This is a genomic window from Pantoea sp. IMH (genome assembly GCF_000599885.1).
GTDB lineage: Bacteria > Pseudomonadota > Gammaproteobacteria > Enterobacterales > Enterobacteriaceae > Erwinia.
Genome location: NZ_JFGT01000002.1, coordinates 505,017 through 530,533, shown reverse-complemented (window position 1 = coordinate 530,533; position 25,517 = coordinate 505,017). Strand labels below are relative to the sequence as shown.

The window sequence follows — 25,517 nt, the reverse complement described above, 5'->3', positions numbered from 1 at the left end:
GCTTTTGGTTTAACACGCAAAAGCGGATTGGCTCCGCCCGTTCAGGAATGGGCTACAGTCGGGCGGCCAGCACGTTTTCCAGGTTCTGCTGGTCAACGGCGAACTGACGGATACCTTCGGCCAGTTTCTCTACCGCCATTGGATCCTGATTATGTTCCCAGCGGAACTCAGGTTCAGACATAGGGGCTGGCTGGTGGAAGCCCTGCGTGGACGGCGTAAGTTTACGTTCTACCGGCGCGTCGCTGGCCTGCAGCTGTTTTAACAGGTCAGGCGAAATAGTCAGACGGTCACAGCCAGCCAGCGCGATGATCTGTTCCGTTTTACGGAAGCTGGCGCCCATAATTACCGTGTTATAGCGATGCTGCTTGTAGTACTCATAGATGTTACGCACGGAAACCACACCTGGATCTTCATCCACGTTGTAAGGGTCAAGCGGCTTACGGGTGTTATACCAGTCGTAGATGCGTCCCACGAACGGAGAGATGAGGAAGACGCCCGCTTCGGCACAGGCGCGGGCCTGGGCGAAGGAAAAGAGCAGCGTCAGGTTACAGTTGATACCGTTTTTCTCCAGCTCTTCCGCTGCGCGGATGCCTTCCCAGGTGGAAGCGAGCTTGATCAGGATACGCGAACGGTCAATGCCGTTATCTTCATACATTCTCACCAGCTTTTCAGCTTTGGTGACGCACATGCCGCGGTCAAAGGAGAGGCGGGCATCCACTTCGGTAGAGACGCGGCCCGGAATGCTTTTCAGAATTTCCATGCCCAGATTGACGGCAACTTTGTCGCTGGCGTTAATAATCTGCGTTTCTTTGCTGCCACCCTGCTTTTTCGCGTAGTCGATGGCGTCGGTGATCAGGTGCTTGTAGGAATCGAGGCCGGAGGCTTTCAGGATCAGAGACGGGTTGGTGGTGGCGTCTTCGGGGTTGTAGTTACGAATGGATTCGATATCGCCACTGTCAGCCACCACGGTGGTGTATTGTTTCAGTGCTTCTAGCTGGTTCATCTCATGGCTCCTTGATATGCAATCTGCAAAGCAAATATAACCGTGGCGGTCACTCTGGCCCTGAGGCTGTCATGAATGGCGTAACTCTCGCCCGGTGCGCTGGGGCTGAAAGCCGGCAACAACAACCGCCCGACATCTGCCGGGAAAGGTTCAGAAGTGACGTCAAAGCTGGCCGACACGGTAGTCTGTTCTCAGGCCAAACATTGCATCAGACGTCCTGTAATGGGAATGCGTTTTCTCTGATTGTTGCAATGGGTTCGCCCAATGAGTGGATCGCGCAACGCAAAATTTGCGGCACCTGAAAGTGTAGCAGTTCTTGAGCATTACGGGATGGAACCCCCTAAAGCAAGATAACTCACACCACTTTTACCTCTTTTCCTCTTTTGATCTTTGCCGTTTAGCGCCTTTATTTTGTTAAGGCATGTGGAAAGTGGCTTTGCAAATGCCTTAACCGCGTCATTTTTATCATCAGTGAATTACTGCGCAGCAGCGCGTTAACTCTCAATTCTTTGGACCGCTTCAAGTTTTTGTCGCACGGCAGGCTCCTATACTGACCTGCTTTATTCTGAAAAAAAACGAAAGGACCCTGACAATGGACGAACAGCTTAAGCAGAGCGCGCTCGATTTTCATCAGTACCCCGTTCCCGGCAAAATTCAGGTTTCACCGACCAAACCTCTGGCAACCCAGCGCGATCTGGCGCTCGCTTATTCTCCCGGCGTGGCGGCGCCCTGTCTTGAAATCGCCGCCGATCCACTGGCCGCGCATAAATATACCGCTCGCGGAAATCTGGTTGCGGTGATCTCTAACGGAACGGCAGTGCTGGGCCTGGGTAATATCGGCGCGCTGGCCGGTAAACCGGTTATGGAAGGGAAAGGGGTTTTATTTAAAAAGTTTGCGGGCATTGACGTCTTTGATATTGAAGTCAACGAGATGGACCCGGACAAACTTATCGATATCATCGCCGCGCTGGAGCCAACCTTTGGCGGCATCAACCTCGAAGATATCAAGGCGCCGGAGTGCTTTTACATCGAGCAGGCGCTGCGGGAGCGCATGAATATTCCCGTTTTCCATGACGATCAGCACGGTACCGCGATTATCTGTACCGCCGCCGTCCTGAATGGACTGCGCGTCGTGGGGAAAAATATTGCGGATGTGCGCCTTGTGGTTTCCGGCGCGGGCGCCTCGGCCATCGCCTGTATGAATCTGCTGGTGGCGTCAGGGATGCAGAAGCACAACATTACCGTCTGTGATTCTAAAGGCGTTATCTATCAGGGCCGCGATGAGAATATGGCGACAACCAAAGCGGCCTATGCCATCAAAGATAACGGTAAGCGCACGCTGGATGCGGTTATTGCAGAGGCCGATATTTTCCTCGGCTGTTCGGGGCCGAAGGTGATGACGCCTGAGATGGTCAAAAAAATGGCCCGCGATCCGCTGATCCTGGCGCTGGCGAATCCGGAGCCTGAAATTCTGCCGCCGCTGGCGAAGGAAGTCCGTCCGGATGCGATTATCTGTACCGGACGCTCTGACTATCCAAACCAGGTCAACAATGTGCTCTGCTTTCCGTTTATCTTTCGCGGGGCGCTTGATGTGGGGGCCACGGCGATTAATGAAGAGATGAAGCTGGCTGCCGTTCACGCCATTGCCGAGCTGGCGCTGGCAGAGCAGAACGATGTGGTGGCCACGGCCTATGGTGACGAGGAGCTTGCCTTCGGCCCTGACTACCTTATTCCGAAGCCTTTCGATCCCCGGCTGATTGTGCAGATCGCGCCCGCCGTGGCAAAAGCGGCGATGGACTCCGGCGTGGCAACGCGACCCATTGAGGATATGGCGGCCTATCGCGAAAAACTGAGCGAATTTGTCTATAAAACTAACCTGTTTATGAAGCCGATCTTTTCCCAGGCGCGTAAAGAACCGAAGCGTGTGGTGCTGGCGGAAGGGGAAGAAGCGCGGGTGCTGCACGCCACGCAGGAGCTGGTCAGTCTTGGTCTGGCGAAGCCGGTGCTGATTGGCCGCCCCGGCGTCATTGATATGCGGCTGAAGAAACTGGGGCTTAAGATCGAGGCCGGACGCGATTTTGAAGTCGTTAATAATGAATCCGATCCGCGTTTCAAAGCCTACTGGAACGACTATTACCAGATCATGAAGCGGCGTGGCGTCACCCCGGCTCAGGCGCAGCGGGCGGTGATTGGTAACCCGACGCTGATTGGCGCGATTATGGTTCAGCGCGGCGAGGCTGACGCCCTGATCTGCGGCACCATTGGTGACTATAAAGAGCATTATGACGTGGTGGAAAAAGTGTTCGGTTTTCGCCGTGATGTCACGGTCGCCGGGGCGATGAATGCGCTGCTGCTACCGAGCGGCAACACCTTTATCGCCGACACCTACGTCAATGAGGATCCCTCACCGGAGGCGCTGGCGGAACTGACCATCATGGCGGCGGAAACCGTTCGCCGCTTTGGCATTGAGCCGAAGGTGGCGCTGCTGTCCCATTCCAGCTTTGGCAGTTCTGACGCCCCCGCCGCTGCTAAAATGCGCGAGGTACTTGCGCTGGTGAAAACGCGGGCGCCGGAGCTGGAAATAGACGGGGAAATGCACGGTGATGCGGCGCTGGTGGAAAGCATTCGTCAGGATCTGATGCCGGACAGTCCGCTGAAAGGGGCGGCTAACGTGCTGATTATGCCGAACGTTGAAGCCGCGAGGATAAGCTATAACCTGCTGCGCGTCTCCTGCTCAGAAGGTGTGACGGTAGGCCCGGTACTGATGGGGATCGCCAAACCGGTTCACGTGCTCACGCCGATCGCGTCGGTCAGACGCATTGTGAATATGGTGGCGCTGGCGGTGGTTGAGGCTCAGACCGCACCGCTGTGAAGCCGGGGCCGGGTTGGGCAACCCGGCCTGCCGCTTAGATCCACGCTTTGACCGGCAGAAAATCGCTGTAGAGCGCGGCTTCTGCCGTGCCCGGCTCGGGCTGGTAATCATATTCCCAGCGCACCAGCGGCGGCATGGACATCAGAATCGATTCGGTACGCCCGCCGGTTTGCAGGCCGAACAGCGTGCCGCGATCCCATACCAGATTAAACTCCACGTAGCGGCCCCGGCGGTAAAGCTGGAATTCCCGTTCGCGCTCCCCCCAGGGCAGCGTTTTGCGGCGCGCCACGATCGGCAGATAGGCAGCAAGGAAGCCGTCGCCAACAGCCTGCATAAAGCGGAAACAGGTCGCAAAATCAGGCGTATTGAGATCGTCGAAGAACAGCCCGCCAATGCCGCGCTGCTCGTTGCGGTGCCGGATAAAAAAGTAGTCGTCACACCATTTCTTATAGGTGGGATAAACCTCATCACCGAACGGCTGGCAGAGATTGGAAGCGGTGCGGTGCCAGTGAACCGCGTCCTCTTCAAAGCCATAATAGGGCGTCATATCAAAGCCGCCGCCGAACCACCAGACCGGTTCAGCACCGGGCTTTTCGGCAATAAAAAAGCGCACGTTAGCGTGGCTGGTTGGCACATAGGGATTTTCAGGATGGATCACCAGCGAGACGCCCAGCGCTTCAAAACTGCGGCCTGCCAGTTCAGGACGATGAGCGGTGGCCGAGGCGGGCAGGGTGTCGCCATGCACATGAGAAAAGTTAACGCCGGCCTGCTCAAAAATGGTCCCCTTACGCAGAACCCTGCTGCGCCCGCCGCCGCCGCCTTCACGTTTCCAGCTATCTTCTTCAAACGTGCCGCCGCCGTCAGCGTCCGCCAGCTGCTGGCAAATGCGATCCTGTAATGCCAGCAGATAGTGCTTAACCTGGGCGATGTTGGGTGCGTTCATATCTCAACCTGACTGTAAAAAATGACGCGCGAAGTATACGTCATATTTCAGCCTCCCGGGCGGCGGTTGTGCGCATCAAACGCATTAAAATAGCTGACGATGCCCTCCACGATGGCGCTGGCAATTTTCTGTCGAAAGGCGGTAGTGCCCAGCAGCCGCTCCTCAGACGGATTAGTAATAAACGACGTTTCCACCAGCACCGACGGGACGGTGGGGGATTTCAGCACGGCAAAAGCGGCCTGCTCCGTCTGCTGGCTGTGAAGGTGATGCACCGGGCGGATCTGGTTAATAACGTGCTTCCCCAGCGTCAGGCTGTTTTTAATGGTGTCTGTCTGAACGAGATCGAACAGCACCTGCTGCAGATAGTGATCCTTTTGCGCCACTTTTACCCCGCCAATATCGTCAGCTGCGTTTTCCCGCTTTGAGAGATAACGCGCCATGCTGCTACTGGCGCCACGGTTTGAGAGCGCGAATACCGATGCGCCATTCGCCTGGGGGCTGGTGAAGCCATCGGCATGAATCGACATAAACAGATCGGCATCGTGCCGGTGAGCGATTTCAACCCGTTCACCCAGCGGGATAAAATGATCGCTTTCACGCGTCAGGCGGGCTTCGATATGAGGATGAGAACTGAGCAGCGCACGGATATGGTTCGCAATCTCAAGCACCACATGCTTCTCTTCCGATCCTTTTTCCCCAATCGCGCCCGGATCTATGCCACCGTGACCCGGATCGATCATCACGATTTTTTTACCCTTTGCCGCAGGCGCTTTACGCTGAGGCTTTTTGATCCTTAATTCGGCCTGTTCCGGTTTGGCTCTGGCAGGCCCGGCGGTTATCAGCGCCAGCGCCACGCCGGAAAGTAACAGACGACGGCGCGCGGTAAGCGGGGTCATGGAACCAACCTTTTTCATTACAACATCCTGAACAACCTGTGAAGCTAGTGTTATATAGTAACAACATGCCAGTGGCGAGCAGGGAACTATTTCAGCGTTTTACTTTTTATTTCAGCAGACTAATGCGGTTTCACGATTTTTTTTGCCATTAATCCCCGCAGAGGGTTGCGCCGGCGAAAGAAAGCGTAATAATCAGCAAATTGTGGTTAACATCCGGGACAACGCCGTGGAAATTCGCGTATTCAGCCAGGAAGATTTAGAAGAAGTCATTACCCTTTGGGAGCGTTGCGATTTGCTCCGCCCCTGGAACGATCCTGAACTCGACATAGAGCGGAAGCTCAGTCACGACCCCGATCTTTTTCTGGTCGCGGTGGTGGGGGGCGAAATTGTGGGCACGCTGATGGGCGGCTACGACGGGCATCGCGGCTCGGCTTATTATCTGGGCATCCATCCCGATTATCAGGGACGCGGCTTTGCCAACGCGCTGATTAACCGGCTGGAGAAAAAGCTGATCGCCCGGGGCTGTCCCAAACTCAACGTTATGTTGCGTGAAGATAATGATGCTGTTCTGGGCTTTTATGAAAAGCTGGATTATGAAATCCAGGACAGCATGCTGCTGGGCAAACGCCTGATTGAAGATCGCGAGTATTAATCCACAGGACGGTGCAGGCCGTCCACCAGCCCCTGTCCGAAGCCGATACCATGAACCTGATCTACTCTCCTGACGATTATGATGCCAGCGGCCAGTTGAGGCTTCCGCTGGGCTTCTGGGCCGTTTTGCTGCTCCAGGCGCGCACCTGGGTGTTGTTTGTGGCAGCGGGAGCATCAAGAGAGCAGGGTTCCGCGCTGCTTGAGCTGTTTTATCCCGATGCCCACGCGTTCTGGTTCGGTCTGGTAATGGGTGTACCCGCGGCGGCAGGTCTGCTGCTGACCGGCTACCGCCAGCGGCTGCCCCGGCTCTGGCAGGCCTGGCGCCAGGTGCTCTGCCTGTCGCTGCTCCTTGTGTTACTCCTGCAGGGTGTCATGCTCTGGCACGGCGAGGCGGAACTCTCACTGCCCGTCATTATCTTTACCGGTTTTGACCTGCTGGCACTGTGCTATCTCAATTTCAATACGCATTTACGTCACTGTTTTGATCCGCAACTGAACGGCGGGTAAACTTTTCGGCATTCTGGCACTCCAACCGGATTGAATGTCTTTATGTTGACAGGAGTTGCAATGAAAACTGTTCGCCCGGCGCTGATCGCCGCTGCGTTACTGCTGACCGGCTGTGCAAGTTCCACTACGGCGCCCCAGGCCAGTAGCGGAGCGACCTGGTGGAATCCGCTGACCTATTCCTGGTCGAGCCTCTCTCCGCTGAACTGGTTTGGTGCCGATCTTGAGGTAAGCGAGCAAGGCGTGGGAGAGGTTAACGGCGCTACGCCAATGGATCTGGACGCGCTCAGCGACGGTTTACAGGGGGAGTACCGGCTGCGTAAAGGCATGCGCGGTGAAAACGGTGAAGTCGTCAATTTCTTCCAGGCGATGAAGGATGGGCAGGTGAAAATGGAAATCACCGGTGACGCGACCGTCAGCCGTATTGATGTGATGGATGGCGACGTTAAATCGGGCGACAGCAAAATCGGCACATCCTTTAGCGAGCTTTACCAAAAGGCGTATGGGGCCTGCCGCAAGGGCACCGGTAGCGATCGCAACGGACTGGAGTGCAAAGCGCCCGGCAGTCAGCATATCAGTTATCTGTTTAGCGGTGAATGGCACGGCCCGGATGGCCTGATCCCGCCTGACGATACGCTGAAAAGCTGGACCATCAGTAAAATTATCTGGCGGCGCTAAACACAATCAAAGACGCCAGCCTGTGCGCATACCTCTCCCGGCTTTTCTGAACTTCAAGCCGGGAGAGGAGGGCGCTCAGAACATTTTAACTGCTTCCCGTAATGCAGGAACAAACTTTGTTCCTGTTCTTGTTTATTACCCGATAATTTCAATTCTGGTCTCTGGCTTCTGAACACTATTATTCGCAGCCTGGCGAAAGGCAATTTTTCGTCAGAAGAGAGCGAATTTTATCAGAGAGAAGCACGGTGAGGGCCATTCTGTGGCGCTGAATCCGACAGAAACGCCAGTATCTGTACAGGCATTAAGGCGTTGTACAAATATAAGCATAACCAGGTTAACTGATTAATAAAAATAACAATATCTATATTTTATGGCGGTTTTAGTAGATCCTGGTCCAATAGGAATATTCTCAATAATATAATCAGGCCGATCTTTTAATTTGAATGAATCCTGTTTGCGTTATTCTACGACTTAACACAAATCTGCATCCGGAAAAGCGCATTTTAATTAAAAATGAGCCGCATTCCTGCGGGATTTAAGAATAAAGAATGCCTCCGGGCGCCCCTGATTACAGTGAAGCGTTTCCGGAACGGTATACAGAGTGCTGTTTAAATGACGCAAACCCGTATTAGCCCTGATATTCGCAATTTCTCCTGGTCGCTGCTGATCGCGTTAGCGTTATATGAGCAGAATGGAAAGAAATCCCCGCTTCAGCAGCATATATTTATTATGCGCTGGCTTGAAACGGCGCTAAAGAAAAAGCTGTTGCCAAAATCAGTTGCCACTGAACTGAACTGGTTTATTGCCGAAGGGCGGCGTCTTGGCTATCGTGCCGGGCTGCACACCAAAGCGGAATACCTCTGGCACACCGGCACTCACGCTCAGGAGAGCCTGAGCGATCGCCGTCGCGTGACCCATTTTTTTGAGGCGATGAAAATGCTTGGCTGGCGGGATATGCTGGTCAGCGATCGGGAGTGGGATTTACTGACGGCGACCTACAGCTCCACGCCCACCGTCTGGCTGCGTAATAGCGCGCTGTACGCTTCGTTTGATACTGACGAAAATATGACGACGCCCATTGAGATAAAACTAAATAAGATTTTTGAGGGAGTCTTCCTGCTCGCAGAAGACGCCAGCCTGAATCTGAAGATGACAGGGGCTGAAAACAATCTGATCGTGATGCTTATTTCATGCTGAGGGCGGCGATCGCGCTTCCCCATTCAAGGTAGAATTAGCGCCGCCCTCCAGATTCAGTAGATCTCCAGTCGGGTTTGCTATTCTCAAACGCGTTATCTCCGGCCTTTACTTCCCTTATCAGTTCACTTTTCCTCAGCATGTATACCGGCCGGTGCGTACCTGTTCGGGCATGCCTGCGATAAATTGTGAGGCTGATAAGGTTGCCCATCTTTATTATCCGTTTTTAGTTATCGCCCGGCGCCTGAATGGTCGGTTCATCGGCGTCATCAACGCAAATACCTGCCAGACGACGGCCTTCGTCAGTACTCCCCGGTTAACAGCGCAAGGGAACTGATTCGACAGCCGCAGACAGAGAAAACCTGGCTGAGCGACACGCATCTCCCTTTACAACGTGACAATCCGGCAAACAGCGTCCAGGCTGAAAGACGTAACTTTACAAAAATAACAGGGACAGGCCTTTCAGCCAGGACGCTTTTTTTGCAATGTCGTCGCAGAGAGAACGTAATGACCAGAGAAAGATGTACGCTGCTTTATAACGGCGAGTCCCTGACGGGCAGCGCTGGCCAGCCTCTTATTGATTTTCTGACCGCGCAGGGGAAAATCCTGCCGCATGTCTGCTATCACCCCTCGCTTCCGCCGCTGCAGACCTGCGACGTTTGCTGGGTGACAGTGAATGGCGAACTGGTGCGTGGCTGTACGCTGAAAGCGGAAGAGGGCATGGCGATATCCAGCCTGGGGACGACTGAGAAGGCCGCGCAGCAGGAAGGAATGGATCGCGTGCTGAACCGTCATGAGCTTTATTGCACGGTATGCGAACATAACACTGGCGACTGTACGCTGCACAATACCGTAGCCGATATGCATATCCCTATTCAGTACTATCCCTACGAGCGTAAACCGGCAGAGAAAGATCACAGCAACCCCTTCTATACTTACGATCCTGACCAGTGCATTCTTTGTGGCCGCTGCGTGGAGGCGTGCCAGAGCGTGGAGGTGAACGAAACGCTTTCCATCGACTATCGCAGCGAACACCCGCGTGTGCTCTGGGACGGCGGTGAAGAGATCGCCGGGTCCAGCTGCGTCAGCTGTGGACATTGCGTCACCGTCTGCCCCTGTAATGCCCTGCTGGAAAAGACCATGCAGCCTGATGCTGGTCCTCTGACCGCTATGCCCGCCGATCTGAAAAGGCCGCTGATCGACTTCGTAAAATCGCTGGAAAACAGCATTGGCGCAGAACCCATTACCGCTGTTTCGATGATGGATATGGCGATACGTCAGCATGAAATTAAAAAGACCAAAACGGTATGCACTTACTGTGGTGTAGGGTGCAGTTTCGAAATGTGGACGCGCGACCGGCATATTCTTAAGGTTCAGCCCGTCGCCGACGCGCCTGCTAACGGTATTTCAACCTGCGTGAAAGGCAAATTTGGCTGGGATTTTGTCAACAGCCCGCAGCGGCTGACCACGCCGCTGATCAGGGAAAATGGCCGCTTCCGCCCGGCCAGCTGGGACGAAGCGCTCAATCTTGTCGCTACGCGTTTACGGGCTGTCAGTGAGCAGCACGGCGGAGACAGCATCGGCTTTATCGGCTCCAGCAAAGCCAGCAATGAAGAGGCTTACCTGACGCAGAAAATTGCCCGGCTGATCTTTGGCACCAACAACGTCGATAACTCCTCCCGCTACTGCCAGAATCCGGCGACGGAAGGGCTTTTCCGGACCGTTGGCTACGGCGGCGATGCGGGCAGCATTGAGGATCTACAGAAGGCCGCGCTGATTATCGTTGTCGGCAGCAATATTGCTGAAAACCATCCGGTAATCGCCTCACGTATCAAACATGCACATAAATATCAGGGGCAGAAACTGCTGGTTGTCGATCCCCGGCGTAACGAAATGGCGGAGCGGGCGGATCGCTATCTGCGTATCAAACCCGGTAGCGATCTGGTCTGGGCCTCGGCAATGTCCCGCTATATGTTCGATCACGGCTATGCCGATGAGGCTTTCCTGGCGGAGAAAGTGAACGGACTTGAGGCGTACCGGGAATCCCTGACGCCGTTTACCCTGGAATATGCCAGTGAGCTGACCGGCCTCAGCGTGGATGAACTGACAGAGGCGGGCGAAATGATTGGCCGCGCGACCAGCATCTGCCTGCTCTGGGCGATGGGGATCACCCAGCACAGCCACGGGGCGGATACCAGTACCGCGCTCTCTAATCTGCTGCTGGTAACCGGCAACTATGGCCGTCCCGGCACCGGCGGCTATCCGATGCGCGGTCATAATAATGTGCAGGGTGCCAGCGATTTTGGCTGTCTGAGTAATGTCTATCCCGGCTATGAAAAGGTGACCGAACCGGCCGTGCGCGAGAAGTGGGCCAGCGCCTGGGGCGTGGATGCGCAGGCGCTTTCCGGCCAGGCCGGTGCGGACAATTTCAAAATGGTACAGGATGCCTGGGCCGGTAAGCTGAAGGCGATGTTTGTGATTGGCGAGGAGACGGCGTTTTCTGATGCGGACTCCACCAAAGTGCATCAGGCTTTTACCGGTCTGGAGTTTATGGTGGTGCAGGATATCTTTATGAGCCGCACCGCCGAATTTGCCGATGTGGTTTTGCCAGGCTGCCCCAGCGTGGAAAAAGAGGGGACCTTCGTTAACACTGAACGGCGCATTCAGCGCTTCTATGAGGTTATGCCGCCGCTGGGTGACAGCAGGCCGGACTGGGCCATCCTCACCGATCTCGCCTCCCGCCTCGGGCATCCCTGGTACTATACCCACCCCAGCCAGATCATGGCGGAAGCCGCCAGCATTGCCACCATTTTTGCGGGCGTCAGCTATGACCGGCTCAGCGGGTGGCAATCACAGCAGTGGCCCGTCAACGCCGATGGCCGCGACACGCCACTGCTCTATACCGACCGGTTTACCTTCCCGGACGGCAAAGCGAACCTCTATCCGCTGCACTGGCGGGCGCCTGACGAAGAAGCCGATGCGGAATTCGATCTGCTGCTGAATAACGGACGAATGCTGGAACATTTCCAGTCCACCAATCAGAGCGGGCGGGGCGGCAGGTTACTCTCCCTTTCGCCTGACTGGTTCGTGGAAGTTGGGCCGGACCTGGCCGCAGAACGCGATCTTCATGAGGGCGACTGGGTTTCTCTCACCTCACGCCGGGGAACGCTGGAGGTACCCGTTGTGGTGACGGAAAGAGCGCAGGGGAACATCCTGTTTATCCCCATTCACCATGGCAAACCGGGTGTCAACGGGCTGACCGGCGATCATCACGATCCCGATGTCAATACGCCCGCCTATAAAGAGATCGCCGTTTCGATGAAGAAGCTGGATCGCTCGCTGAAGCGCAGCCCGCTGCCGCCACATAACTTCCGCAACGGCAGCCGTACGCCGCTCTCCCATCTTCCCGTTGAGGAAAAATGGCAGCAGCAGGGCTATACCCTGCCGCCTGAACACACCGACCATCCGGAGAAATTTTGATGGCTGAACGTATGAAATATGATGTGCCGCCTGCCCGAACCGAACCTGACGCGGGCGAGGCGCTGAACACGCTGCTGGAGAATCTGCACAAGCATGGTTTTCTCCGGCTGGCTAACGATCTGGTATGCGCCAACACCGATATTGCGAAAATTCTGGTCAGTGGATTAAACCGGCCCGCATCGCAGTCCGCCATCCAGAATATTTCGCTGCTGATGATGGCGCTGTCACGTATCCCGCCAGAGCGGTTTAATCAGCTGTTGATGGCGTTAACCGACGGCGTCAATGCGCTAAGCCAGGCGACCCAGGAGGAAAAGAAAAAAGGCGCGCCGGGGATCACCGGCATTATCAGACTGCTCAGGGATGAAGAGTTCTGGCAGGGCGTTTCCCCGCTGCTGGCGGGGCTGCGCGCCTTTAGCAGCTCAATGGAAAAAAGTCCTGAGAAACCCATAACGCGCTACAGCGGTAAGAAAAGCCATGCCTGATGCAGAACTGGCACTGCTGCTGTCGCGCTGGCAGTTTGCCGTTACCGTCGGACTGCATATTGTGCTCGCCGCCTTCGCGCTGGGGCTGGCCCAGTTCCTTGCCTTTCTGGAGGGAGCCTGGCTGTTGCGCAAAGAGAGGCGCTATCTGGATCTCTATCGCTTCTGGCTGAAGGTGTTCTCCCTGACCATCGCCGTCGGGGCGGTGAGCGGCGTGGTGATGGAGTTCCAGTTTGGTACCAACTGGGGACCCTTTTCTCATAAAGCGGGCGGTATTATCGGCCCGCTAATGCTCTATGAAGTGCTGGTCGCTTTCTTTATGGAAGCCGCGCTGGGCGGCGTGATGATATTTGGTATGGATCGCATTAACCCTAAAGTCCATTTTGCGGTGACCTGTCTGGTGGCGGTGGGTGCGCTGATCAGCGCATTCTGGATCCTGGCGGCGAATTCATGGATGCAGACGCCCGTGGGTTTTTTCCGGGATGAGGCCGGGAATTTCCACCCTGAAAGCTGGCTGACTATTCTGCGTTCACCCTCTTTTCCGTGGCGGCTGGCCCATATGGTGATCGCCGCCCTGCTGGCGACGGTTTTTATTGTGGCGGGCGTCGGTGCCTGGCGCCTGCGTAAAAACCGGCAGCCAGCGGACGCCAGACTGATGGTTTCACTCGCCATGTGGGCGGCTGTTATCCTGATGCCGCTGCAGGTTGTTGTCGGCGATCTGCATGGTCAAAACACGCTCAGGTATCAGCCACAAAAACTGGCGGCGATGGAGGGAAGCTGGCACAGACCGCCTTCAGGAGAAGGCGAGCCAATGCGGCTGTTTGCGATTCCCGATCAGACAGCGCAACGAAACTTTGCGGAACTGGCGATCCCACAGATCGGCTCGCTCTATCTACGGCATAACCTTCATGGGCAGATTAAACCGCTCAGTGAATTTCCGCCGGATGAGATCCCGAACGTACTGATTGTCTTTTTCGCCTTCAGGGTGATGGTCGGGCTGGGCGTGCTGATGCTGGCAACAAGCGCAATAGCATTGGTGATGCGGCTGCGTAAAAAACTCTACAGCTCAGATAACCTGCTAAAACTGCTGATAATCATGGCTCCGGCGGGCTTTATTGCCATGCTTGCTGGCTGGGTGGTGACGGAAACGGGCCGTCAGCCCTGGACGGTCTGGGGATTATTACGCACCGAAGAGAGCGTCTCCTCGCTGTCTGCCGCCTGGGTTATCGCCTCGGGAACGGGGATATTAGTGGTTTATCTCATCGCTTTCGCGGCCGGCTTACGTTATTTCATGCGTTATGTGGCGAAGGATCATCACTTCGCTGCGAAAGAGGAAGAATGATATGCCGGATCTCATCAACCTCTCCGCTGCGGTACTGGCCTTTTCGCTGGTGATGTATGTGCTGCTCGACGGCACCGATCTGGGCGTCGGCATGCTTTTCGCCTGGTTTCCCGCCGGGCAGGATCGCCATCACCTCGCCGCGACAATATTGCCGGTCTGGGATGCTAATGAAACCTGGCTGGTCCTGCTGGCGGGAGGGCTGCTTGCGCTTTTTCCGGCGGCTTATGCGCAGTTGCTTACCGGGCTCTACCTGCCGCTTTTTACGATGCTGCTGGCGTTGATCGCCCGCGCCGTTGCGCTGGAGTATCGCAGCCAGGCCTCAACGCGCACGCAGCGGCGGCTGGATGTACTTTTTATTATCAGCTCCGCCCTTGTCAGTTTTCTGCAGGGCGCGCTGGCAGGCACTATTCTGAGCGGTACCACCACCGGCAGCGCTTTTTCCTGGCTCACGCCCTTCACTGTGTTGAGCGGGATTGCGACCGTCGCGGCCTATCTGCTGGCAGGCTGTTGCTGGATACACTGGCGGCTCAGAGGCGACGTAGCAGAAAGATGCCGGCTGCTGGCCACGCTTTTTCTGGTGCTGATGATGGTGCTGGTGATCGGCCTCTGCCTGCTGCTGCCGTCACGCTTTCTGCAGGCATGGGAGCAACCGATCGGCAAAGTCCTGCTGCTGCTGGTGGCCATACTGATAGTGGCAGTGCCGCTTTTGCTGCGCGCCGAAAGACTTATCCTGCCGCTGCTGGCGGTTCTGTTACTGCTTATCTCGCTTTCTGGCCTGGCCTTGCTCGCCATCTATCCCTGGCTTATTCCGGAGGTGCTCAGCCTGGAAGAGGCGGCGGCTCTGCCTGCCACGCAATATTTTGTGCTGGTGGGCTTAGGGGTAATGATCCCGCTGACGCTGTTTTATAACAGCTGGGCATTTTGGGTGCTGCGGGGAAAAATGAAGTAACGGGCAGCCTTATAGCGTTTTAAACTTCCAAATCACCAAACGGTATATAAAACCGTTACAGGTTTTTGCAGCCTTATCCATAAACTGAACACTCTTCAGGCGTGAGCCGGTTCGGATTTCAGGGTGCAAAATGACGTTACCAACGGTGAAAAAAAAGTTAAGTGGATTCGCTTTCCTGCTGATGCTGGCCGGGTCCGCACAGGCCACCGAGCTGCTTAACAGCTCCTACGACGTCTCGCGGGAGCTTTTTGTCGCCCTCAACGCCCCGTTCATCAAACAGTGGGATGCCCAACACGACGGCGACAAGCTGACGATCAAACAGTCTCATGCCGGTTCATCGCGTCAGGCGCTGGCTATTTTGCAGGGCCTTAAGGCCGACGTGGTGACCTATAACCAGGTGACCGACGTGCAAATTCTCCACGATCGCGGACAGCTTATTCCCGCCGACTGGCAGCAGCGCCTGGCTAACAACAGCTCTCCTTTCTACTCCACCATGGCGTTTCTGGTGCGCAAGGGTAACCCCAAAAATATTCAGGACTGGCAGGATCTGGTCAAAGGCGACGTTAAGCTGGTTTTCCCTAATCCGAAAACCTCAGGCAATGGCCGTTACACCTATCTCGCCGCCTGGGGCGCTGCGGAAAAAGCTACGGGTAAAGATAACGCCAAAACTGAACAGTTCATGATGCAGTTTCTGAAGAACGTACAGGTATTTGACACCGGTGGCCGCGGTGCCACCACCAGCTTCGTTGAACGTGGACTGGGGGATGTGCTGATAAGCTTTGAGTCGGAAGTGAATAACATCCGCAATCAGTATGCCAAAGAGGGATACGAGGTCGTCGTACCCAAGACCAATATTCTCGCGGAGTTCCCCGTGGCCTGGGTCGATAAAAACGTGAAGGCCAACGGCACGGAAAAAGCGGCAAAAGAGTATCTGAACTATCTCTACAGCCCGGCCGCGCAAAATATCATTACCAGCTACTACTACAGGGTCAATAATCCTGAGCTGATGGCGCAACAGCAGGCGCGATTCCCGCAGACTTCGCTGTTCCGCGTTGAGGATGTTTTTGGTGGCTGGCCACAGGCGATGAAAACCCACTTCGCCAGCGGTGGTGAGCTGGACAAACTGCTCGCGGCCGGACGTCAGTAATGTTGTTGCGCAAAACGAAACGAGTCCTGCCCGGTTTTGGCCTGAGCCTCGGCAGCAGCCTGTTTTTCACCTGTCTGATCCTGCTGCTGCCGATCAGCGCGCTGTTAATGCAGCTTTCACAGATGACGCTGGCTCAGTACTGGGAAGTGGTGACCGCGCCGCAGATGAGAGCGGCGTATGAAGTGACGCTGCTGGCTGCCGGCGTGGCTTCGCTGTTTAACGCTTTCTTCGGCATGCTGATGGCGTGGATCCTCACGCGTTACCGCTTTCCAGGCCGCGCTCTGCTGGATGGCCTGATGGATCTGCCTTTCGCGCTGCCAACCGCGGTAGCCGGACTGACGCTGGCCGGGCTGTTTTCGGTGAACGGCTGGTACGGTCAGTGGCTGGCACAGTTTGATATCAAGGTCTCTTATACCTGGCTCGGCATTGCGGTGGCGATGGCCTTTACCAGCATTCCGTTTGTGGTGCGCACCGTTCAGCCGGTTCTGGAAGAGTTGGGACCGGAGTATGAAGAAGCCGCCGAGACGCTGGGCGCCACGCCATGGCAAAGCTTTCGCCGCGTTGTGTTGCCTGAGGTGGCGCCAGCCCTGCTGGCAGGTACGGCACTTTCCTTTACCCGCAGCCTCGGAGAATTTGGCGCCGTGATTTTTATCGCGGGGAATATCGCCTGGAAAACCGAAGTCACCTCGCTGATGATCTTTGTGAAGCTGCAGGAATTTGATTATCCGGCAGCCAGTGCGATTGCCTCGGTGATCCTGGCCGCTTCGCTGCTGCTGCTGTTTGCAATTAATACGTTACAGAGCCGCTTTGGCCGTCGTATTGGAGGTCACTAATGGCTGATGTAACCGCGTTTAACGGCGCCCGACGCCAGCCGGTTAACTGGGGTAAGTGGATCCTGATAACCCTGGGCATGGTGATCTCGCTCGGCCTGCTGGTGGTGCCGCTTATTGCCATCTTTGCCAGCGCCTTTTCAGAAGGGCTGCTCGCCAGCCTCAGCAACATTAAAGATGGCGATATGCTGCACGCTATCTGGCTGACGGTGCTGATGGCGCTGATTACCGTACCGGTTAACCTGGTCTTCGGTACGCTGCTCGCCTGGCTGGTGACGCGTTTCGACTTTCCTGGCCGTCAGCTGCTGCTGACGCTGTTTGATATTCCTTTTGCCGTTTCGCCGGTCGTGGCGGGGCTGATGTATCTGCTGTTCTGGGGCGTGAATGGCCCTGCGGGCAGCTGGCTGGATGCGCAGAGCATACAGTTGATGTTTTCCTGGCCCGGCATGGCGCTGGTCACCATTTTTGTGACCTGCCCCTTCGTGGTACGTGAGCTGGTGCCGGTGATGCTGAGCCAGGGCAGTAATGAAGATGAAGCGGCGGTGCTGCTTGGCGCCTCTGGCTGGAAAATGTTCTGGCGCGTCACGCTGCCGAATATTCGCTGGGCGCTGCTTTATGGTCTGGTGCTGACTAACGCCCGGGCCATCGGTGAGTTTGGTGCGGTCTCGGTCGTGTCGGGCTCGATACGCGGCGAAACCTACACGCTGCCGCTACAGGTTGAATTACTCCACCAGGATTACAACACCGTTGGCGCCTTTACCGCCGCTGCGCTGTTAACCCTGATGGCAATCGTTACGCTGTTTGTGAAAAGCGCAGTGCAATGGCGGTTAGAACACCAGCACAAGCGTCTGGAACAGGAGGGAAATCATGAGCATTGAAATCAGTAATATCAATAAATCTTTTGGCCGGACTAAGGTACTGAACGATATTGCCCTGGATATTCCTTCCGGTCAGATGGTGGCGCTGCTTGGCCCGTCAGGATCGGGGAAAACCACGCTGCTGCGCATCATTGCGGGGCTGGAAAATCAGAACAGTGGCCGGCTCAGCTTTCACGGTAAAGACGTGACGCAGCTCCATGCCCGCGATCGCCAGGTCGGTTTTGTGTTCCAGCACTATGCGCTGTTTCGTCATATGACCGTTTTTGACAATATCGCCTTCGGCCTCTCCGTGCTGCCGCGCCGTGAACGTCCGTCGGCGGCCGTTATTAAACAGAAAGTGACCCAGCTGCTGGAAATGGTACAGCTGGGGCATCTGGCTAACCGCTTCCCGGCACAGTTGTCTGGCGGGCAGAAGCAGCGCGTGGCGCTGGCGCGTGCGCTGGCCGTCGAGCCGCAGATATTGCTGCTCGACGAACCTTTCGGCGCACTGGATGCTCAAGTCCGTAAAGAGCTGCGCCGCTGGCTGCGTCAGCTGCACGAGGAGCTGAAGTTCACCAGCGTATTCGTTACGCACGACCAGGAAGAAGCGATGGAAGTTGCCGATCGCGTCGTGGTCATGAGCCAGGGGAATATTGAGCAGGTTGGCACGCCGGACGAAGTATTCCGCGAACCTGCAACCCGCTTTGTGCTGGAGTTCCTGGGAGAAGTTAACCGCTTTGATGCAGAAGTTCATGGCTCCCAGTTCCACGTTGGTGCCCACCACTGGCCGCTGGGATATACGCCAGCGCATCAGGGGGCCGTTGAACTCTTCCTTCGCCCCTGGGAAATCGACGTGAGCCGGCAGAACAGCCTTGAAACGCCATTGCCGGTAGACGTGCTGGAAGTCAGCCCTCGCGGGCACTACTGGCAGATTGTCGTACAGCCGACAGGCTGGGGCAGGGAGCCTGTCACGGCCGTCGTGGAGGGTACCAAAACGGCACCCGTTCGCGGCGAATCGTTGTTCCTCGGGCTGCAACAGGCGCGGCTTTATAAAGGTGAAACGCCATTACGTCAGCTTGCCTTTGCGCAGAGCGCCTGATATTTGCGCGTGGCGCTGACAAACACAAGGCGCGTAAAACAGGGATTGGGAATACGTGGCGGGAAGGATGCGGGGCAGACTATCACAGACGATGCTGTTTGACGTTTTATCACCAGGTCTGTTCCCCGACACCGTCACTTCGCCGGTAATCCCGGCCTGGCCCCGCCTTTTTAGTGAAGATAAAGCCTGAACGGGGCGAATGTTGAGCAACCGCCGGGCAAATATTATGCGAAGGCTTTTCAGCGGATGCTATTATCACGCTGACTGGCAGCCTGTTCAGATGTATAAACCCTGTCGTTAAACTGATCTTTTGGCCAGTTATTCTGGCCTTTCTGGGAAAAAATCGTGACTACGCTTGAAGATACCATCGGTAATACTCCGCTGATTAAATTGCAGCGCCTCGCGCCAGAAGGCAGTGAGGTCTGGCTAAAGCTTGAAGGAAATAATCCGGCTGGATCGGTTAAAGATCGCGCGGCGCTGTCGATGATCCAGCAGGCGGAAGGGCGCGGCGAAATCCGGCCAGGCGATCGGTTAATTGAGGCGACCAGCGGTAATACCGGGATCGCGCTGGCGATGATCGCGGCGATGAAAGGTTACAGGCTCAGATTGCTGATGCCGGAAAATATGAGCCAGGAACGTCAGGCGGCGATGCGCGCCTACGGAGCGGAGCTGATTCTGGTCAGCCGAGAACAGGGAATGGAAGGCGCGCGCGATATGGCGCTGGAAATGGCCGTCCGGGGTGAAGGTAAGGTACTGGATCAGTTTAATAACCCCGACAATCCCCTTGGTCACTATATGACAACCGGGCCGGAAATCTGGCAGCAGACGGCAGGACGGCTGACCCATTTCGTTTCCAGTATGGGAACTACCGGCACCATTACCGGCGTTGGCCGGTTTCTGAAAGAGCAGGGCAGCGGCGTTGAAGTTATCGGACTTCAGCCCAGTGAAGGCAGCAGCATTCCAGGGATTCGGCGCTGGCCCAGCGCCTATCTTCCCGGCATCTACCGGCCTGAACTGGTCGATCGGGTGATTGAAATGTCGCAGCAGGAAGCGGAAGAAACCATGCGCAGCCTGGCGCAGCGTGAAGGGATTTTCTGCGGTGTCAGCTCTGGCGGCGCCGTGGCGGGTGCGCTGCAAATTGCGCGTATGCAGCCAGGCAGCCTGGTTGTTGCCATTGTTTGCGATCGCGGCGACCGCTACCTCTCGACCGGCGTCTTCTGAGCCTGTGTCGGCACAGCCCGGCACATAATTTTCATCTCACTTTTGTGATGCGCTTTTCCGTTGAGGCGCATCAAGCCCTTTCATATTCATCCCTGTGACGAACCTCTGTCCGTTCCGTCATCCTGTATGCCTTCGCTATAGCCGAGTGTGACTCTGTAAGGATTGGGTAAAATTAGCTGCTATTGTGCCGCTGACGGGCGAAAATAGCCCCTGAATTACTGAGAGAGCCCGCATGAAAATTTTACTGGTCGATGACGATTTTGAACTGGGTACCATGCTCAGCCAGTATTTGATCACGGAAGGTTTTGAAACCTCCCTGGTATTGAGTGGTAAAGCTGGGATTGAAGGCGCCATGTCCGGTGATTACAGCGCGATGATTCTGGATATTATGCTGCCTGATATGAGCGGCATTGACGTGCTGCGTCACGTTCGTCAGCAGGGCAGGTTGCCGGTCATTATGCTGACCGCGAAAGGAGATAATATCGATCGGGTGATTGGGCTGGAGATGGGCGCTGATGACTACGTGCCAAAGCCCTGCTATCCCAGGGAATTGGTCGCCAGACTCCGCGCCGTACTGCGTCGGGTGGAAGCGTTGCCGCCACCGGTGGACAGCACCAAGCTGGTCCGGTGGGGTGAGCTGACGCTCAATCCGGCCACGCGGATCAGCGAATGGCGGCAACAGCCCTTTGTTCTGACGGCATCTGAATTCAACCTGCTCGATTTGCTGCTGCGTTCACCCGATCGCGTAGTCTCCAAGGATGAACTGTCCGAAAAAGGACTGGGTCGTCCGCGCGAGGCTTACGATCGCAGCGTAGACGTGCATATCAGCAATATTCGTCAGAAGCTGGCTGCCCTCACCGGTGATACCATCACTATCGAGACGGTGCGCAGCATCGGCTACCGCATCCGATGACGGCTGGCTTTCGCGGATTACTGTTCTGGAAGATTTTGCTGGGTTTCTGGCTGACTTTTCTGCTGATGAGCCAGCTTCTGTGGCTCGGCTTTTCTCTCTACGGCAAGCATCACGAACCCCCTGAAAACCAGTCCACAAGACGTATTGTTCATCTTCAGATGAGCTCGGCGGGCTCGGTACTTAAGCATGGTGGTCTGCCTGCGCTCAATGCGATGCTGGCAGACTGGCCCGCCAGCGAGCGACGTTATATCACCGTTGAGCCTGTGGATGCGCCCGTCCAGGAGCGGCTTCGCAGCATTCCTGAGTTGGATTCGGACGAGCTTCCCGAAGCGGTAGTGGCCTGGGTGAACGGCGCTGACGGCAGAGAGTACCGGTTGCGCTACGATGTTCGCCGTTTACTGCAGGAGAGCAAAAAGGGGCGAGGCCCGCAGCGACATTTTCTTAATGTGCCCGAACCGCTGTTAGTCATGGCCGGTTTTGGTGGTCTGTTATTCAGCTTTTTGCTCGCCTGGAATCTGACCCGGCCGATGCGTCTGCTGCGTAACGGATTTGATCGGATAGCGAAAGGCGATCTCTCCGTGCGGCTTTTCCCGCAGATGCGCCGCCGTCACGATGAGCTCTCCGCCATGGCCCGGGATTTTGATGCGATGGTGGAACGCCTTTCGGTACTGGTACGCGCTCGCGAAGAGTTGCTGCATGACGTTTCGCACGAGCTGCGTTCCCCGCTGGCGCGGCTACAGCTCGCCACCGGCCTGGCCCGGCAGACGCCGGCGTCGATAAGCCAGTCGCTGGATCGCATTGATGAAGAGGCGCGCAGGCTGGATAAAATGATCGGAGAACTGCTGACGCTCTCACGGGCCGGACAGGAAATTATGCCCGGGGAGCACTATTTCGATCTGCTTGGCCTGCTGGAAGCGGTCGTGAACGATGCGCGTTATGAAGCGCAAATTCCCGGCGTCGATATTTTGCTTGATACCGATATGAGCGCTGACTATACGGTCAAAGGGGATGCCGGGCTGATCCGTTCAGCGGTCGAGAACGTGATCCGCAACGCGCTGCGTTTTTCGGCACATGGCAAGCAGGTCAAAATCAGCCTGTGGCAGGAAAACGGCTGGCTGATCCTGACCGTCAGCGATCGTGGGCCGGGCGTCGATCCCGACAAACTGTCGAGTATTTTCGATCCTTTTGTGCGCGTTAACTCTCCGCTTTCCGGTAAGGGATACGGCCTGGGTCTCTCAATTGTGCGTAAAGTTGTGCTGGCCCATCACGGTGAAGTCACTGCGCAGAATGGCCGGAAAGGCGGTCTGGTACTGACGATGCGTCTGCCTCACTGGGTAGTTTAGTGACCCTGCTGGGTGATATGATGCGACCGGTAATCGTTTGCAGCGACGTTGAGGTAAGGAATGAAAGTTGCTACTACTAAGCAACAGGAAGTACAGCGTATCGTTGAGGCACTCTCCATTGCTATTGCGCAGCATCGCCTGAAGCCCGGTGTACGTCTGATTGAGGCGCAAATTGTTGAGGTGCTCAACGCGAACCGTAACCACGTGCAGGCGGCCCTTCAGCGCATGGCCCTTCAGCATATCGTTACCATTGAACCCAACCGCGGTGCGATGGTTGCTCAGCCGGAAGCGCGCGAGGCCCGCGAGATCTTTTCCGCCCGTCGTGCGATTGAAAGCGAAATTATCAGTGCCATTACCGCCGGGAAAATGGCTGCGCATGCTGAAGCCATCACCCAGCATCATCAGCGTGAAAAAGCCGCCCTGGAGCGCAACGACCGCCGTGAGATCGTTCCTCTTTTCAGCCAGTTTCACCGGTTACTGGCGGAGATTGCCGATAACAGAGTGCTGAGTGAAATCCTGGCCAATCTGCTGGTGCGCAGCTCGCTGATTGTAGCGCTATATCAACGCAATGATGGCCACTCCTGTCAGTGCAGGGAGCACAGCACCATTGTTGAGGCGCTGAAAGCGGGGGAAAACGAGCGGGCGAAAACGCTAATGGTCGCCCATCTGGATGCGCTGGAGCAGCAGCTCGATCTCAGCGATGCCTCGGCAGAATCAATGAGCCTGAACCAGGCCCTTCATTTCTCTGACTGACTGTCCGGCGTGCATAAAAAAAGCCTCCTGAATCAGGAGGCTTTTTGCCTGGTACGTGCAGTTACTTCCTGATGCGGATAACCGGCGTTTCGCCTACGGTTACGCTACCCGTCAGCTTAACCAGCTCTTTGATCTCATCCATATTGGAGATGACCACAGGCGTCAGCGTTGATTTTGCTTTTTCTTCCAGCAGCGGCAGATCGAATTCGATGACGACGTCACCTTTTTTCACTTTCTGCCCTTCTTCAGCAATACGCTTGAAGCCTTCGCCTTTCAGTTCAACCGTATCAATTCCGAAGTGGACAAACAGCTCAATGCCGTTGTCAGACTCGATGGAAAATGCATGATTGGTCTCGAAAATTTTACCGATGGTGCCATCGACCGGCGCAACCATTTTATTGCCAGTAGGTTTGATGGCGATACCATCGCCAACAATTTTCTCCGCAAACACCACATCCGGCACGTCTTCGATATTGACGATTTCACCGGACAGCGGCGCTATGATTTCGATGGCGCCAGTAGTGCTATCTGACTTATCGCCAAAAAGTTTTGAAAACAAACCCATGATCTTCTCCTAAGCAGTAATATCGGGCCAGCGACTCCAGGCCTCAGCAGAGTGTTTTTTCTTCAATGAACTTGTTGACCAGGTTCATCAACTCGTCCGCTGTCGGTTGAGCCAGAGCCTGCTCTGCTAACGCCTTCGCATCTTCGAAATTCGTATTACGAATAATCTTCTTAATGCGCGGGATAGAAATGGCACTCATGCTGAATTCATCCAGCCCCATTCCCAATAACAGTAGTGTAGCACGTTCATCGCCTGCCAGCTCACCACACATGCCGGTCCATTTGCCTTCAGCATGAGATGCATCAATGACCTGCTTAATAAGCGTCAGCACGGAAGGGGTCATTGGGTTGTACAGATGGGAAATCAAATCGTTACCGCGATCGACGGCCAGCGTGTATTGCGTCAGGTCGTTAGTCCCGATACTGAAGAAATCCACTTCTTTTGCCAGATGGTGTGCAATCGCTGCTGAAGCAGGTGTTTCCACCATAATGCCCACTTCGATGCTTTCGTCGAAGGCTTTGCCTTCTTCACGCAGCTGCGCTTTCAGCGTCTCCAGCTCCGCTTTCAGCGTCCGCACTTCTTCCACGGAAATGATCATCGGGAACATGATACGTAGCTTGCCGAAAGCGGAAGCGCGCAGAATAGCACGCAACTGGGCATGCAGGATTTCAGGACGATCCATGGCGATACGGATGGCGCGCCAGCCCAGGAAGGGGTTCTCTTCCTTTGGCAGGTTCATATAAGGCAGATCTTTATCGCCGCCGATATCCATCGTACGCACGATCACCGCCTGAGAACCGACGGCTTCCGCGACGGCTTTGTAAGCCTGGAACTGCTCTTCTTCAGAGGGCAGAGAGTCGCGGTCCATAAAGAGGAATTCGGTACGGTAAAGGCCAACGCCCTCAGCGCCGTTACGCTCGCCGCCCGCAACGTCACGCACGGTGCCGATGTTGGCACAGACTTCTACCTGGTGGCCGTCAAGCGTGATAGCAGGAAGATCCTTCAGCTTGGCGAGATCGTTTTTCTCGGTCACGTACTGATGATGAATCGCCTTAAGCTCTTCAATCTCTTCCGGCGTCGGGTTGACGTAAATTTTGTTATTTACACCATCCAGAATCAGGTAGTCGCCGTTTTTAACCACCGAAGTAACGTTACCGGTGCCGACGATGGCCGGCAGCTCAAGCGAACGCGCCATGATGGAGGTGTGCGAGGTGCGGCCGCCCAGATCGGTGATAAAGCCCAGCACTTTATCCAGGTTCAGCTGAGCAGTTTCTGACGGGGTCAGATCCTTGGCCACCAGCAGCACTTCATCTGCAATCGCGCTAAGATCGACGATATGCAGACCAAGAATGTTTTGCAGTAAACGCTTGCCGATGTCGCGAACGTCGGCAGCACGTTCTTTCAGGTATTCATCGTCCAGCTCTTCAAGCGCCTTGGCCTGGCCTTCGATGACGGAGAAGGCGGCGGCGTCTGCGGAAGCCAGATCCTCTTTAATCAGGGCTATGATTTCCTGCTCAAGCTCTTCATCTTCCAGCAGCATGATATGCCCTTCGAAGATGGCTTCTTTCTCTTCACCGAAGGTTTCTCCGGCTTTGATTTTGATCGCTTCCAGCTGCGCGGCAGCCTTGCTACGACCATCAAGAAAGCGCTGAACTTCCTGCTCTACCTGGTCGGCAGAAATTTTCTTCCGGTTAATGACTATCTCATCTTCTTTCAGCAAAAGCGCTTTGCCAAAAGCGATACCCGGTGATGCTAAAATTCCTGAAATCATAACCCTACCTTTTTAATAACTGATCAT

22 protein-coding genes are annotated in these 25,517 nt (G+C 55.6%); 17 read left to right on the top strand and 5 right to left on the bottom strand.

From position 1 onward, the window contains the following. Positions 1–52 precede the first annotated feature (52 nt). On the bottom strand, positions 53–1,003 hold the full coding sequence (gene tal, locus EA20_RS0102475) for a transaldolase (protein WP_024965320.1): 951 nt from the start codon (positions 1,001–1,003) through the stop codon (positions 53–55). A 592-nt stretch (positions 1,004–1,595) separates the two neighbouring features. Between tal and maeB the strand changes: the two genes are divergently transcribed. Further along, on the top strand, positions 1,596–3,875 hold the full coding sequence (gene maeB, locus EA20_RS0102470) for an NADP-dependent oxaloacetate-decarboxylating malate dehydrogenase (protein ID WP_024965319.1): 2,280 nt from the start codon (positions 1,596–1,598) through the stop codon (positions 3,873–3,875). A 34-nt stretch (positions 3,876–3,909) separates the two neighbouring features. Here the strand turns inward: maeB and hemF are convergent, their stop codons facing one another. Both hemF and amiA read right to left on the bottom strand, forming a co-directional pair. Then, the gene (gene hemF / locus EA20_RS0102465; protein WP_024965318.1) at positions 3,910–4,818 is read right to left on the bottom strand and encodes an oxygen-dependent coproporphyrinogen oxidase; all 909 of its coding nucleotides are present in this window, start codon (positions 4,816–4,818) and stop codon (positions 3,910–3,912) included. Positions 4,819–4,865: 47 nt separating this feature from the next. Next, the gene (gene amiA, locus EA20_RS0102460) at positions 4,866–5,732 is read right to left on the bottom strand and encodes an N-acetylmuramoyl-L-alanine amidase AmiA (protein ID WP_024965317.1); all 867 of its coding nucleotides are present in this window, start codon (positions 5,730–5,732) and stop codon (positions 4,866–4,868) included. Between the two features lie 208 nt (positions 5,733–5,940). Here amiA and EA20_RS0102455 point away from each other — a divergent pair, with 208 nt between their 5' ends. From EA20_RS0102455 to EA20_RS0102375, 16 genes are all read left to right on the top strand, one after another. Continuing rightward, entirely contained in the window at positions 5,941–6,366 is a 426-nt protein-coding gene (locus tag EA20_RS0102455; protein WP_024965316.1) for a GNAT family acetyltransferase, read from the top strand. 50 nt (positions 6,367–6,416) lie between these two features. Then, on the top strand, positions 6,417–6,872 hold the full coding sequence (locus EA20_RS0102450) for a DUF2919 domain-containing protein (protein ID WP_024965315.1): 456 nt from the start codon (positions 6,417–6,419) through the stop codon (positions 6,870–6,872). A gap of 60 nt (positions 6,873–6,932) precedes the next feature. After that, positions 6,933–7,547 carry an RpoE-regulated lipoprotein gene (locus EA20_RS0102445; RefSeq protein ID WP_024965314.1) on the top strand — a complete coding sequence of 205 codons (615 nt, stop codon included), beginning with the start codon at positions 6,933–6,935 and terminating at the stop codon, positions 7,545–7,547. A 612-nt stretch (positions 7,548–8,159) separates the two neighbouring features. After that, entirely contained in the window at positions 8,160–8,744 is a 585-nt protein-coding gene (locus EA20_RS19950; protein WP_024965313.1) for a DUF2913 family protein, read from the top strand. 504 nt (positions 8,745–9,248) lie between these two features. Beyond that, complete coding sequence (fdhF, locus tag EA20_RS0102435) at positions 9,249–12,221, top strand: formate dehydrogenase subunit alpha (protein ID WP_024965312.1); 2,973 nt, start codon at positions 9,249–9,251, stop codon at positions 12,219–12,221. Beyond that, positions 12,221–12,703 carry a DUF1641 domain-containing protein gene (locus tag EA20_RS0102430; RefSeq protein WP_024965311.1) on the top strand — a complete coding sequence of 161 codons (483 nt, stop codon included), beginning with the start codon at positions 12,221–12,223 and terminating at the stop codon, positions 12,701–12,703. Before fdhF ends, EA20_RS0102430 begins: the two co-directional genes overlap by 1 nt. After that, complete coding sequence (locus EA20_RS0102425) at positions 12,696–14,042, top strand: cytochrome ubiquinol oxidase subunit I (protein ID WP_024965310.1); 1,347 nt, start codon at positions 12,696–12,698, stop codon at positions 14,040–14,042. Before EA20_RS0102430 ends, EA20_RS0102425 begins: the two co-directional genes overlap by 8 nt. A gap of 1 nt (position 14,043) precedes the next feature. Continuing rightward, positions 14,044–14,991, top strand: coding sequence for a cytochrome d ubiquinol oxidase subunit II (locus EA20_RS19500; protein ID WP_038381472.1), 948 nt, complete (start codon positions 14,044–14,046; stop codon positions 14,989–14,991). 130 nt (positions 14,992–15,121) lie between these two features. After that, a complete protein-coding gene (locus tag EA20_RS0102415; RefSeq protein WP_024965309.1) occupies positions 15,122–16,138 on the top strand; it encodes a sulfate ABC transporter substrate-binding protein in 1,017 nt (338 codons plus the stop codon). Beyond that, positions 16,138–16,971, top strand: a complete 834-nt coding sequence (gene cysT / locus EA20_RS0102410) for a sulfate/thiosulfate ABC transporter permease CysT (protein WP_024965308.1) — start codon at positions 16,138–16,140, stop codon at positions 16,969–16,971. Before EA20_RS0102415 ends, cysT begins: the two co-directional genes overlap by 1 nt. Then, positions 16,971–17,846, top strand: a complete 876-nt coding sequence (cysW, locus tag EA20_RS0102405; protein WP_024965307.1) for a sulfate/thiosulfate ABC transporter permease CysW — start codon at positions 16,971–16,973, stop codon at positions 17,844–17,846. Before cysT ends, cysW begins: the two co-directional genes overlap by 1 nt. Next, positions 17,836–18,924 (top strand): sulfate/thiosulfate ABC transporter ATP-binding protein CysA, encoded by a 1,089-nt coding sequence (cysA, locus tag EA20_RS0102400; RefSeq protein WP_024965306.1) that lies wholly within the window; start codon positions 17,836–17,838, stop codon positions 18,922–18,924. The genes cysW and cysA overlap by 11 nt, the downstream gene beginning before the upstream one ends. A gap of 345 nt (positions 18,925–19,269) precedes the next feature. Continuing rightward, on the top strand, positions 19,270–20,145 hold the full coding sequence (cysM, locus tag EA20_RS0102390) for a cysteine synthase CysM (RefSeq protein WP_024965305.1): 876 nt from the start codon (positions 19,270–19,272) through the stop codon (positions 20,143–20,145). 232 nt (positions 20,146–20,377) lie between these two features. Then, positions 20,378–21,058, top strand: coding sequence for a response regulator transcription factor (locus EA20_RS0102385; RefSeq protein ID WP_024965304.1), 681 nt, complete (start codon positions 20,378–20,380; stop codon positions 21,056–21,058). Next, on the top strand, positions 21,055–22,401 hold the full coding sequence (locus EA20_RS0102380; protein WP_024965303.1) for an ATP-binding protein: 1,347 nt from the start codon (positions 21,055–21,057) through the stop codon (positions 22,399–22,401). The genes EA20_RS0102385 and EA20_RS0102380 overlap by 4 nt, the downstream gene beginning before the upstream one ends. A 60-nt stretch (positions 22,402–22,461) precedes the next feature. After that, a complete protein-coding gene (locus EA20_RS0102375; protein ID WP_024965302.1) occupies positions 22,462–23,154 on the top strand; it encodes a GntR family transcriptional regulator in 693 nt (230 codons plus the stop codon). A 61-nt stretch (positions 23,155–23,215) separates the two neighbouring features. On the opposite strand, the gene crr is transcribed toward EA20_RS0102375, so the two are convergent. Together crr and ptsI are read right to left on the bottom strand one after the other, a co-directional pair. Further along, entirely contained in the window at positions 23,216–23,719 is a 504-nt protein-coding gene (gene crr, locus EA20_RS0102370) for a PTS glucose transporter subunit IIA (protein WP_024965301.1), read from the bottom strand. A gap of 43 nt (positions 23,720–23,762) precedes the next feature. Continuing rightward, entirely contained in the window at positions 23,763–25,490 is a 1,728-nt protein-coding gene (gene ptsI, locus EA20_RS0102365; protein WP_024965300.1) for a phosphoenolpyruvate-protein phosphotransferase PtsI, read from the bottom strand. Positions 25,491–25,517: the final 27 nt, after the last annotated feature.

What these genes read in the sequence shown, in the direction of transcription:
- tal (WP_024965320.1), bottom strand. Translation starts at nt 1,003, where the DNA reads ATGAACCAGCTAGAAGCACTGAAACAATACACCACCGTGGTGGCTGAC.
- maeB (WP_024965319.1), top strand. Translation starts at nt 1,596, where the DNA reads ATGGACGAACAGCTTAAGCAGAGCGCGCTCGATTTTCATCAGTACCCC.
- hemF (WP_024965318.1), bottom strand. Translation starts at nt 4,818, where the DNA reads ATGAACGCACCCAACATCGCCCAGGTTAAGCACTATCTGCTGGCATTA.
- amiA (WP_024965317.1), bottom strand. Translation starts at nt 5,732, where the DNA reads ATGAAAAAGGTTGGTTCCATGACCCCGCTTACCGCGCGCCGTCGTCTG.
- EA20_RS0102450 (WP_024965315.1), top strand. Translation starts at nt 6,417, where the DNA reads ATGAACCTGATCTACTCTCCTGACGATTATGATGCCAGCGGCCAGTTG.
- EA20_RS0102445 (WP_024965314.1), top strand. Translation starts at nt 6,933, where the DNA reads ATGAAAACTGTTCGCCCGGCGCTGATCGCCGCTGCGTTACTGCTGACC.
- EA20_RS19950 (WP_024965313.1), top strand. Translation starts at nt 8,160, where the DNA reads ATGACGCAAACCCGTATTAGCCCTGATATTCGCAATTTCTCCTGGTCG.
- fdhF (WP_024965312.1), top strand. Translation starts at nt 9,249, where the DNA reads ATGACCAGAGAAAGATGTACGCTGCTTTATAACGGCGAGTCCCTGACG.
- EA20_RS0102430 (WP_024965311.1), top strand. Translation starts at nt 12,221, where the DNA reads ATGGCTGAACGTATGAAATATGATGTGCCGCCTGCCCGAACCGAACCT.
- EA20_RS0102425 (WP_024965310.1), top strand. Translation starts at nt 12,696, where the DNA reads ATGCCTGATGCAGAACTGGCACTGCTGCTGTCGCGCTGGCAGTTTGCC.
- EA20_RS19500 (WP_038381472.1), top strand. Translation starts at nt 14,044, where the DNA reads ATGCCGGATCTCATCAACCTCTCCGCTGCGGTACTGGCCTTTTCGCTG.
- EA20_RS0102415 (WP_024965309.1), top strand. Translation starts at nt 15,122, where the DNA reads ATGACGTTACCAACGGTGAAAAAAAAGTTAAGTGGATTCGCTTTCCTG.
- cysT (WP_024965308.1), top strand. Translation starts at nt 16,138, where the DNA reads ATGTTGTTGCGCAAAACGAAACGAGTCCTGCCCGGTTTTGGCCTGAGC.
- cysW (WP_024965307.1), top strand. Translation starts at nt 16,971, where the DNA reads ATGGCTGATGTAACCGCGTTTAACGGCGCCCGACGCCAGCCGGTTAAC.
- cysA (WP_024965306.1), top strand. Translation starts at nt 17,836, where the DNA reads ATGAGCATTGAAATCAGTAATATCAATAAATCTTTTGGCCGGACTAAG.
- EA20_RS0102385 (WP_024965304.1), top strand. Translation starts at nt 20,378, where the DNA reads ATGAAAATTTTACTGGTCGATGACGATTTTGAACTGGGTACCATGCTC.
- EA20_RS0102380 (WP_024965303.1), top strand. Translation starts at nt 21,055, where the DNA reads ATGACGGCTGGCTTTCGCGGATTACTGTTCTGGAAGATTTTGCTGGGT.
- EA20_RS0102375 (WP_024965302.1), top strand. Translation starts at nt 22,462, where the DNA reads ATGAAAGTTGCTACTACTAAGCAACAGGAAGTACAGCGTATCGTTGAG.
- crr (WP_024965301.1), bottom strand. Translation starts at nt 23,719, where the DNA reads ATGGGTTTGTTTTCAAAACTTTTTGGCGATAAGTCAGATAGCACTACT.
- ptsI (WP_024965300.1), bottom strand. Translation starts at nt 25,490, where the DNA reads ATGATTTCAGGAATTTTAGCATCACCGGGTATCGCTTTTGGCAAAGCG.